This is a genomic window from Sutterella sp. (assembly GCF_030539355.1).
In the GTDB taxonomy this organism is placed as follows: domain Bacteria; phylum Pseudomonadota; class Gammaproteobacteria; order Burkholderiales; family Burkholderiaceae_F; genus Sutterella.
Genome location: NZ_JAUNSF010000109.1, coordinates 1 through 10,227 on the forward strand (window position 1 = coordinate 1; position 10,227 = coordinate 10,227).

Genomic DNA, 10,227 nt, shown 5'->3' on the forward strand with positions numbered 1-10,227 from the left:
AAGGGCGACGAGGTCGAGGAACTCTGATACTTGCCCGCCGTCAGGAGGTGAGCCTCCGGCTGCAGACTGAGAACTTGGGAGAGGGCTCCGGGAATGATTGTCCGGGGCCTTTTTCTATCGTTGGCCCCTTGCGTGAGACAAAGCAAAAGCCCGCGAACCTGAGGAACGCGGGCTTTCTGAATTCTGGTACGCGGTACTGGGATTGAACCAGTGACCCCTGCCGTGTGAAGGCAGTGCTCTACCCCTGAGCTAACCGCGCATTTGCGAGAAACGAAATATTGTCAGAGACGGCGCGTTTTTGCAAGGCCTTGGATGGCTATATACCGTGTTCGCGGTACTGCTGGACTCGCAGACGGATTATTTGAGGCGCTTCGCCGGGCGCTTGCCGAGCGCGGCCTCGACGCCGAGGTTGGCGAGCTCGTCGGCCTTCTCGTTGCCCGGGTCGCCGGCATGTCCCTTCACCCAGCGCCACTCGATCGAATGGGCGCTGACGAGCTCGTCAAGCTTCTGCCAGAGCTCGGCGTTCTTCACGGGCTTCTTGTCCGCGGTGCGCCAGCCGTTGCGCTTCCAGCCGTGGATCCACTTTGTGATGCCGTCCTTCACGTAGCTGCTGTCGGTGTGGATGATGATCGGGCAGGGGCGCTTCATGGCCGAGAGCGCGTTGATGACGGCCGTGAGCTCCATCTGGTTGTTCGTCGTGAGGGTTTCGCCGTCATAGAGCTCAAGCGTGTGCTCGCCCCAGACGAGCCAGGCGCCCCAGCCGCCGACGCCGGGATTGTTCTTGCATGCGCCGTCCGTCCAGATCTCAACCGGCCGCGGGGAAGGGGATTTTTCAGTCATTCTTCGTTTGTCTTGAGTGTCGTGGAGGTGGAGGCCGCCGATACTCCGGCGGGCACCTCTGAGAGCCTTCGCAGGGAGGCGCAGTTTACGATGCGAGCGCCCCGCGTACGCTTGACTGCGGAGAGCAGCATGAGGTTCGAGAACTGCGGCATCCAGCGGTCGCCCGCCTTGTCAAGCCACCCCCACGAGCGCAGGCGCTTCATGCTCCTGAGGCCGGGCGCATAGATACCGAAGCGGCCGCGGTCAATCTCAAGCCCGAGAAGCGTGAGCCAGTCCTTGAGGCGTGAGAGCGGGATGGGCGAGAGCCTCGAGGGGAGATAGGGCTTCGCGCCCCACTTGACCGACTGCTGCCTCAGCCACCAGAGCCCGAGCGGGTTGAAGGCCGTGAGGACGAGCCGTCCCTCGGGCTCAAGCACGCGGACCGCCTCGCGCAGTGTCTGCTGAGGATTGTTTGCGAAGTCGAGCGCATGAGGGAGCGTCACGAGGCCGATCGACTCCGTGGCGACGGGAAGCGCCTCCGGATCGGCGACGATCCTGCGGGCACGCTCGCTCTCGGCCGGGAAGATCTCGGACGATTCAATGAGCCAGTGCGACTGCATGCGGTTCTCGGAAAGCGTGTCGAGCTGCGGCATGCCGATCTGAAGCGCGTCGGCACCGAACACGTCAGCCGTCAGTTCGCCGTAGGCGGACGTTTCCCACTCAAGGAGCAGTTCTCCGGGCGGGAGCGCGAGAAAGTCGCTGAAGGAAAGTGTTTCTGACATGCCTGGGGTCGAAGGGATGAAGAAGCCCTGCGGCTGAAGAAGGAAAAAGTCCCGGAAAGCGCTAACAATTCGTTGCGCAATTTGGCTCCCTGCGGGCGGTCGCGAAGGGCGTGCCGGGCGCGGGAGGGCGGAGCCGAGGCATTAAGATTAACCAATTTCCGCCTCCCACACCGCTCCTGAAACCCCGCCATGCCGTTCAAAAGAATCTCGCTTGCCGCAGCGATCTCGACGCTCCTCTGCCTCCCGCTCGGGCAGGCCGCGCATGCCGCGGAGGGGGACGAGGGCGGGACGCCCGCGGTGATGGAGTCCGCTGATGCCGTCGAGCAGGTCGAGGTGGAGGCGACCGAGGCGGCGCTCGAGCGCGAGCAGGGAATCCCCTCGAACGTCTGGGCGCGCATCCGCTCGGGCTTTGCCATTCCCGAGCTCAATTCCAAGACCGTCGACCGCTGGACCGAGTACTACGCGAAGGATCCGCAGTACGTGCAGCGCATGGCGCTCCGGGCGAGCCAGTACCTCTACAACATCATCGAGGAGGTGGAGGCGCGGAAGCTTCCGACGGAGCTCGCGCTCCTGCCCTTCGTCGAAAGCGCCTTCCAGCCCGAGGCGCTCTCCCGCGCCAAGGCCTCGGGGCTCTGGCAGTTCATGCCGGCCACGGGCGCCAACTACGACCTTGAGCAGAACCTCTGGCGCGACGACCGCCGGGACGTCCTTGAGAGCACCCGCGCGGCGCTCGATTACTTCGAATACCTCCACAGTCTCTTCCATGACTGGCAGCTGGCCCTTGCCGCCTACAACTGGGGCGAGGGCAGCGTGCAGCGCGCCATCCGCCGCGAGGCCGCTAGAAAGCGCCCGACCGACTATTCGCACCTCAGGATGCCGAGGGAGACCGCCAACTACGTCCCGAAGCTCGAGGCGATCAAGCGCATCGTCAGCGACCCTGCAAAGTACGGCATCGAGCTTCCCGACGTCGGCAACGAACCCTTCTTCGTGCGCGTCACGAAGCCCCGTGACATCGATCTCAAGACCGCGGCCGAGCTCGCCGGCATGAGCGAGAGCGACTTCAGGGCGCTCAATCCGAGCTTCAAGCTTCCGGTGATCGTCGCCTCCCACAACAACGTGATGCTGCTTCCCGCGGACCGCCTCGACTTCTTTGTCGACAACCTGGCGAGCTGGATGGATTCGGGGCAGCCTCTCTCGCACTGGTCCACCTACAAGCTGCAGGAGGGCGAGACCCTCGCCGCCGTCGCAGAGCGCGCCGGCATGACGGAGTCGTATCTGCGCGAGGTGAACGGCATTCCCGCGGGCCGCAAGGTGCTTGCGAATTCAACGCTCCTTGTGCTCGCCGACGGCGAGGAGCAGATGGACATCTCGGCCGAGGAGGCCGATGCGAAGCTGAGACTCTCACCGCTCACCACCTGGCGCAGGGTCACGTACCGCGTCCGTTCGGGCGACACCCTTTCGACGATCGCCCGCCGCTGGCACATCACGCAGAAGTCGATCGTGCAGGCGAACCGCCTGCGCTCGGACCGCCTGCGGATCGGGCAGCGTTTGGTCCTCACGGTGCCGAATGTGGCGCGCTCGCCCATTCAGACCGCTGCGAAGCGCACGTCCGGGGCGTCCTCCTCCTCCGGGAATCACGTCATTCACGCCGTCCGTTCCGGCGAGTCGCTCTTCTCGATCGCCCGCAGGTACGGCGTGACGGTTGATGAGCTGCGCATGACGAACCGCCTCTCGGGGAACACGATCCGTGCGGGCCAGCGTCTGCGCATCCCTGCCGCCGGTGTCGAAACCTCGGACACGGTGATCTACACCGTGCGCTCGGGCGACACGCTTTCCTCGATCGCCTCGCGCTACGGCGTCTCGGTGCAGAAGCTGCGCCGTCAGAACCGCCTCACGTCCTCTGCGCTCCGCGTCGGGGACCGCCTGGAGATCCCGGAGGAAGACGCGCCGAAGGCCCCGCCGATGCCGGCCACTTCAGCGAGTCCCGGCACGGCCGAGCACGTCGTCCGTTCCGGTGACACGCTCTCGGGCATCGCGGGCCGCTACGGCACCACGGTGGCGAAGCTGCGCGCCGCAAACGGCCTGCGCGGCAGCAACCTTTCAATTGGTCAGCGGCTGGTGATCCCGGCGACCGCGAAACGCCTCGCCGGAAACGCTGCCGAGACCGGGGCGGATGCCTCCCCGGGGCGCACCTATCGCGTGCGCTCGGGCGACACGCTCTCGGGCATCGCCGCGGCCAACGGGACCACCGTGAGCGAGCTCCGTCGTGTGAACGGACTCAGCACGAACCGGCTCTCGGTCGGGCAGACGCTCACCCTCCCGTGAGGATCATCCGAACGTCGTAAAACGGGGTCGTGCGAATTTTCGCAATGGCGCCGAAGGCCTCCTTCCGCCTAGAATTATCAGATTCGAGCCCGGGCGTGTGACCTCTCGCCGCGGGTCACCCTTTTCGGCGCTTCCCTCAGAAGCGTCCCATTCAACACGAAGAGAACCAGCATGGGATTCCTCACCGGCAAGAAGATTCTGATCACGGGCGTCATTTCGAACCGCTCCATCGCCTACGGCATCGCCCAGGCCTGCCACCGCGAAGGCGCCGAACTCGCCTTCTCGTACTCCGACGAGCGCTTCCGCGATCGTCTTGCGGGCTTCGCCGCTGATTTCGGCAGCGACATCGTTCTCAAGCTTGACGTGACGCAGGACGACCAGATCGCCGCCGCCGTCAAGTCGCTTGAGGAGAAGTGGGGCTACCTCGACGGCTTCGTTCACTCGATCGGTTTCGCGCCGCGCGAGGCGATCGCCGGTGACTTCCTTGACGGCCTCTCCCGCGAGGCCTTCCGTGTCGCCCTCGACATCTCGGCCTATTCCTATCCGGCGCTCGCCAAGGCCTTCCTCCCGCTCATGAAGGGTCGCCAGGCTTCGATCCTCACGCTCACGTACCTCGGCGGCGAGCGCGTCGTGCCGAATTACAACACGATGGGCCTCGCAAAGGCCGCGCTTGAGTCCTCGACGCGCTACCTTGCCGCGAGTCTCGGCCGTGAGGGCATCCGCGCGAACGCCATTTCCGCCGGCCCGATCAAGACGCTTGCAGCCTCCGGCATCAAGGGCTTCAGCAAGCTCCTCCACGTGATGGAGAAGAGCGCTCCGCTCGGCCGCACCGTGACGATTCAGGAAGTCGGCAACACCGCAGCGTTCCTGCTCTCCGACCTCGCGAGCGGCATCACCGGCGACAACATCTACGTTGACGCCGGCTTCCATGCCATCGCCGTGGGCGGCGTCGAGGAAGAGGCCTGACCAGGCCCGTGAGGGGAGTGCCTCCGGCACTCCCTGAAGAGAGTTCAAGGCTCCGGAGACGACGAGACGCCGTTCCGGGGCCTTTGCCGCATCAGGCGGTATGCTTTATTCCCAAGCATTCGTCAGACACCGGCCTCAAGGAAAAGGAGCCCGCCCGTGAAAAAGACCATATCCGCCGTGCTGCTCACGCGCAATGAGGAGGTCAATGTCGAGGCCTGCCTCAAGAGCTGCGCCTTCGCCGACGAACTCATTGTCGTTGATGACGGCAGCACGGACAGAACCGTCGAGATCGCCCGTTCTCTCGGCGCGAAGGTTTTCAACCGCGCGCTCGCCGGAGACTGGGCCGCGCAGAAGAACTTTGCGATCGCGCAGGCGACCGGACACTGGGTGTTCCTCATTGATGCGGACGAACGGGTCACGCCTCAGCTTGCCGAGGCGCTTCAGCGCGCTGCCTCGGAGGATGACCGGGCCTACGAGGTCCAGAGGCACAACGCATTCCGTCATATCCAGGTGACCCACGGCATTTTGCGTCCCGACTGGGTGTGCCGCTTCATGCCGAAGAGCACGGTCACGGTCCACGGACAGGTGCATGAGGAGATCCGGGTCAGCTGCCAAAAGGTGAGGATCCGCGAGGGCGGTCTGACGCACTACCCCTACCGGAACTGGAAGCTTTATTTCAACAAGTTCAACACCTACACGGAGCTTTCCGCGGAAAAGTATCTTGAGCGCGGCAAGTCGGTGTCCTTCGTCAAGGACATCATGCTCCGCCCCGTCTGGGCTTTCATCAAGGTGTACTTCATCAACCGGGGATTTCTCGACGGCAAGGCTGGATTCATCTTCTCGATGAATCACGCCTTCTATACGATGAACAAGTACGTCAAGTACTATTTCCTGAAGCATTACTCGGGCGAGCTCTGACCTCTGAACATCCATGAAGAAAATCGGCATATTCGTCAAGCCCACTGACAGCCAGGCCGTCGTGCTCGAGCACCTGATCGGCGTTCTTGAGGACGCCGGCCATGAGGTGCTCGTTGAGGAGCGCGTCGCCGAGGCTCTCGCGAAGAGCAGGAAGCTCACGGGCTACACACGCGCGAAGCTCGGCGAGCTCTGCGAGGTCGCGGTGATTCTCGGCGGCGACGGCACGATTCTCGGCGTCGCGCGTGACATCTCCGAGTGGGAGCGTCCGATCATCGGCCTCAACGCGGGACGTCTCGGCTTCATCACCGACGTGGTGCTCGAGGACATGGACACGGTGCTGCCCGCGATGCTTCGCGGCGAGTGCTCATCCGACAAGCGTCACCTCCTTGAGGGAACGGTGCTCCGCGGCGGGAAGCCCATCTACCAGAACCTCGCCGTGAACGACCTCGGCTTCAGCCACGGTCGTGCGGGTGGCATGGTGGACTTCATCATCTATGTTGACGGACGTCAGATGAGCAGCCAGTCCGCGGACGGCATCATCTGCTCGACCGCGACGGGCTCGACCGCCTATGCGCTCGCCGCCGGCGGCCCGATTCTCTATCCGTCGCTCGATGCCGTGCAGCTTGTCACGGTCGCGCCCCACACGCTCTCCAACCGCCCGATCGTCATCCCGGCGACCCTGCGCATAGAGATCGAGCTTGTGAAGGCCCGTGACGCAGTCGCCTATTTCGACATGCAGGAATTCTGCGACGTGCTTCCCGGTGACGTGCTCCGGATCGAGCGCTCCGACCGGAAGATCGAGATGCTCCATCCGCTCAACTATGACTATTTCGAACTGCTGCGCCGCAAGCTCAAGTGGAACTTCTCCCCGGCGAGCGTGAAGCGCATTGCGCGCCGCGACGACTCGGGCGAGTGACTGTCAGGCTCCTACTCGGATCAGGATATCAAGATGCTCACGACGCTAAGCCTCAAGGACTTCGTCATCGTGGATCAGCTTTCGCTTGATCTCGCGGGCGGCTTCACGGTGCTCACCGGCGAGACCGGTGCAGGCAAATCCATCCTGATCGATGCGATTCAGCTTATCCGAGGCGCACGTGCCGATTCCGAGCTCGTCAGAAAAGGGGCGGAGCGCGCGAACATCGTCGCCGAGTTCAGTCTCTCGGACGCATCCCGCACCTGGCTCGCGGAGAACGAACTGCTTGAGGCCGGCGCACAGAGTGTTCTCGTTCGCAGAAGCATTGATCGCAACGGCCGCTCCCGGGCCTGGATCAACGGCATCACGGTGACGCTCTCGCAGCTGCGTGAACTCGGCGACACCATGGTCGATATTCAGGGCCAGCATGCGCATCAGCTGCTCCTGAAGCCCGCCTGTCAGCTGCGGATTCTTGACGCCTGCGCCGAGGACGGCGCGGCGCTGGAGGCTGTCAAGGCGGCGTTTGCCTCGTGGAACGCAAAGGCGAAGCGCTTGGCCGAGGCGACATCAAGCGCAGAGGTCCGCGCGGGCCGGATTGAGCAGCTGACATGGCTCCTCGAGGACCTGGACTCGCTGGGCCCGAAGAAGGACGAGTGGGAGTCGCTCAATCAGGAGCACAACCGTCTCGCGCATGCCGTGGCCATCACGGAAGGCCTCAACGAATCGATCGAATGGCTCACGCAGGGCGAGGACGCCGCCGGGGATCTCGTCACCAAGGCGCAGATGAAACTCGAGGGACTCGCCGAGTACGACGAGCGCCTGAAAAACGTCTGCGAGACCCTCTCGACGATTTCGGATCTCATCGACGATGCTGCGGGAGACCTGGAGGACATTCTTGACCGGACCGAAAGTGACGGAAGCCGCTTCGAGAAGGTTGACCGAAGGCTTTCCAAGTACTTCAACCTTGCGCGCAAGTACCGCACTGAGCCCGAGCTTCTCCATGAGCTTGAGGCGTCGAGTCGGGCAAGGCTCGCGGAACTCCGGAACGAGGAGAATCTTGACCAGCTGAAGGCGGACGAGAAAACGGCTCGTGCGGCCTATGACAAGGCAGCGGCGGAACTTTCCCGTCTGCGCCGGGCCGCGGCGAAGGGCTTTGCCAAGGCCGTCACGGCCGAGATGCAGAAACTCTCGATGAAGGGTGGCCGGTTTGAGGTGACCTTCATTGACACGCCGCCCTCGGAGCACGGCGCGGAGCGCTGTGAGTTCCTGATGGCGGGTCATCCCGGGGTGGACGTGAGCCCTCTGGCGAAGGTCGCCTCCGGCGGCGAGCTTTCCCGCATCGGCCTTGCGATCTTCACGCTGGCCTCGAAGAGCAGTTCCGTGCCGACGCTCATCTTCGACGAGGTCGACAGCGGCGTGGGCGGCGCCACCGGCGAGGTGGTGGGGCGGATGATGAAGCGCCTCGGCGAAACGCGTCAGGTGCTCTGCGTCACGCATCTCCCGCAGGTCGCGGCCTGCGGTGATCATCACCTCAAGGTGGAGAAGGTCTCCGACGGCTTTGAAACGCTTTCCTACCTGAAGGAACTCTCAGGACAGCCCCGTGTTGATGAGATCGCTCGAATGCTCGGCGGTCTGCTCATCACTCAGAAGACCAAGGTGCTCGCCGAGGAAATGGTCCGTGGCGGCGCGGAGAAACAGGACAGCGGGTCCTGATTCCGGATTGACGCTGTCCAAGGCGGCGGAGAAAGTTCAATGAAAATTTCAGTCATCGTCTCGACCTACAACTGGCCCTCGGCACTGAGGCTTTCCCTTCTGTCGCTCATGAGGCAGACGGACGGAGACTTTGAGATCGTCGTGGCGGATGATGGATCCGGCGAGGAAACACGGAAACTGATTGAGGAAATGGCCGCGCGTTCCTCCGTCCCGGTCATTCATTCCTGGCAGGAGGACAAAGGCTTCCGTCTGGCGCGATCCCGCAATGAGGCGGTGAAAAAGGCGACGGGAGATTTCCTCATTTTCATTGACGGGGACTGCATCGTCCCGAAGGATTTCATCGGTCGCTATCGCTCACTGATTCAGCAGGGGCGCACGATCGTCGGTCCGCGCATCCTGCTCGAGGAGCTGTTTACCAAGGAGCTTCTTGATAAAGGTGAGTCGGTCGAATTCGAGCAGTTCGATTCGTGGCGCGCCGCCCGCGAGCTCTGCCGTGCGGGCAAGTGCAACCGGTCCTTTGCGGCGACCGTCCTGCCGCTCGGCAATTTCCTGCGTAATCGTGCGGGAAGCCGTTGGCAGCATCTGCGCGGCTGCAACTGGGGTCTGAGCAGAGAAGACTTCCTGAAAGTCGGCGGTCAGGATGAAAGTTTCGAAGGCTGGGGACAGGAGGACTCCGACATGGCAATTCGCCTGATCAACGCAGGCGTTCCGCTTCGATCCGGTCGCTTCGGCGGCATACCTGTCTATCACCTGTGGCACAGACAGAACACCAGGAAGGACCAGACCGAAAAGATGCGCCTGCTTGAGGAACGCATCAGGCAGAAAGTGGTGCAGCCCGTCAAAGGCATCAGCCTCTGACGGATTTCTCCACTGCCGCGAGCACCTCGTCCAGCGTGGGCCAGCCCTTCTCCAGGCTCCCGAGCACCATGGCATGCGGGTTCCAGGGGCTCGTGCGCGTCGGATCCGTGACGCCGATCAGGGTGATCTGCGTTGCGCCGACGGCTGCGGCGACATGGCTGAGGCCTGAGTCATTGGCTATGACCACGCTCGCACGCTTCGCGAGCGCGGCAAGCGTGCCGAGCGTCGTGGGCGGGCAGATCCTGGCATCCGGGCAGGCGGCCTTGACCTGATCCACCTCGCGCACTGCGGGGAAGACGACAGGCTCAATGCCCATCTGCCGAAGCGGAGCGCAGAGCGCGTTGAAGTGTTCCCAGTGCTTCTTCTTGCCGTGGTGCAGACCGCGGGCAACGGGGGCAAGGAGCGCAAATTTCTGAGGAATGTTGTTGGATTCCATCAGGTTTCGGGCTCCGGCCTCATGACGCTTGAGCGGCGTGAGTCCAAGCTGCGGAGGCACCTTGTCCCAGGCCGGCGTTTTTCCCCAGGCTTCAATGGCTTCATGGGCGAGTGTGAAGAAACGCTCCACCTCATGCATCTTTCCCGGTTCGGGAACGGACTGTGCGAGCAGCATCCTGCGGAAATCCGTCGGAAAGCCCGTGCTGCGGATGCTGCCGACCCAGTAAAGCAGTGCGGAGTTGAAGGAGTTCGGGAAAAGCAGTCCCTGCGGATGCCCCCCGAAGAACTTGGCGATGTTGCGGATGCGGGAAAGATCCTCTGAGACATGGCCTTCGATCGGCTCAAAACGCCATCCGGTGCCGGCCAGCAGATCCTCGGCCCAGCGCTTGCCGGTCAGGACAGGAGTGAAGCCGCTGGCTTCTAGAAGGCGGAGTCCGGGAAGTGCCATGCAGCAGTCGCCGACATGGTTGGGGATGCGACAGAGTACGAAGGACATAT

At 63.3% G+C, this 10,227-nt stretch carries 9 protein-coding genes and 1 tRNA gene; 6 read left to right on the forward strand and 4 right to left on the reverse strand.

The features are described 5' to 3' along the window. Positions 1 to 184: 184 nt before the first annotated feature. The 3 genes from Q4F91_RS11565 to Q4F91_RS11575 form a co-directional block, all read right to left on the reverse strand. Positions 185 to 259 (reverse strand) — tRNA-Val (locus Q4F91_RS11565). Positions 260 to 357: 98 nt separating this feature from the next. After that, entirely contained in the window at positions 358 to 840 is a 483-nt protein-coding gene (rnhA, locus tag Q4F91_RS11570; protein ID WP_303337874.1) for a ribonuclease HI, read from the reverse strand. Then, complete coding sequence (locus Q4F91_RS11575; RefSeq protein WP_303337875.1) at positions 837 to 1,601, reverse strand: class I SAM-dependent methyltransferase; 765 nt, start codon at positions 1,599 to 1,601, stop codon at positions 837 to 839. Before Q4F91_RS11575 ends, rnhA begins: the two co-directional genes overlap by 4 nt. Positions 1,602 to 1,790: 189 nt before the next feature. Here Q4F91_RS11575 and Q4F91_RS11580 point away from each other — a divergent pair, with 189 nt between their 5' ends. From Q4F91_RS11580 to Q4F91_RS11605, 6 genes are all read left to right on the forward strand, one after another. Next, positions 1,791 to 3,926 carry a LysM peptidoglycan-binding domain-containing protein gene (locus Q4F91_RS11580; protein WP_303337876.1) on the forward strand — a complete coding sequence of 712 codons (2,136 nt, stop codon included), beginning with the start codon at positions 1,791 to 1,793 and terminating at the stop codon, positions 3,924 to 3,926. Between the two features lie 171 nt (positions 3,927 to 4,097). Beyond that, on the forward strand, positions 4,098 to 4,892 hold the full coding sequence (gene fabI / locus Q4F91_RS11585; RefSeq protein ID WP_303337877.1) for an enoyl-ACP reductase FabI: 795 nt from the start codon (positions 4,098 to 4,100) through the stop codon (positions 4,890 to 4,892). A gap of 156 nt (positions 4,893 to 5,048) precedes the next feature. Then, a complete protein-coding gene (locus tag Q4F91_RS11590; protein ID WP_303337878.1) occupies positions 5,049 to 5,810 on the forward strand; it encodes a glycosyltransferase family 2 protein in 762 nt (253 codons plus the stop codon). Positions 5,811 to 5,823: 13 nt separating this feature from the next. Continuing rightward, on the forward strand, positions 5,824 to 6,726 hold the full coding sequence (locus tag Q4F91_RS11595) for an NAD(+)/NADH kinase (RefSeq protein ID WP_303337879.1): 903 nt from the start codon (positions 5,824 to 5,826) through the stop codon (positions 6,724 to 6,726). 33 nt (positions 6,727 to 6,759) lie between these two features. After that, a complete protein-coding gene (gene recN, locus Q4F91_RS11600; RefSeq protein ID WP_303337880.1) occupies positions 6,760 to 8,436 on the forward strand; it encodes a DNA repair protein RecN in 1,677 nt (558 codons plus the stop codon). Between the two features lie 39 nt (positions 8,437 to 8,475). Beyond that, on the forward strand, positions 8,476 to 9,294 hold the full coding sequence (locus Q4F91_RS11605; RefSeq protein WP_303337881.1) for a glycosyltransferase: 819 nt from the start codon (positions 8,476 to 8,478) through the stop codon (positions 9,292 to 9,294). Here the strand turns inward: Q4F91_RS11605 and Q4F91_RS11610 are convergent. Further along, positions 9,284 to 10,227 (reverse strand): glycosyltransferase family 9 protein (locus Q4F91_RS11610; protein ID WP_303337882.1); only part of this gene is annotated, 944 nt, incomplete at its 5' end. The genes Q4F91_RS11605 and Q4F91_RS11610 overlap by 11 nt on opposite strands.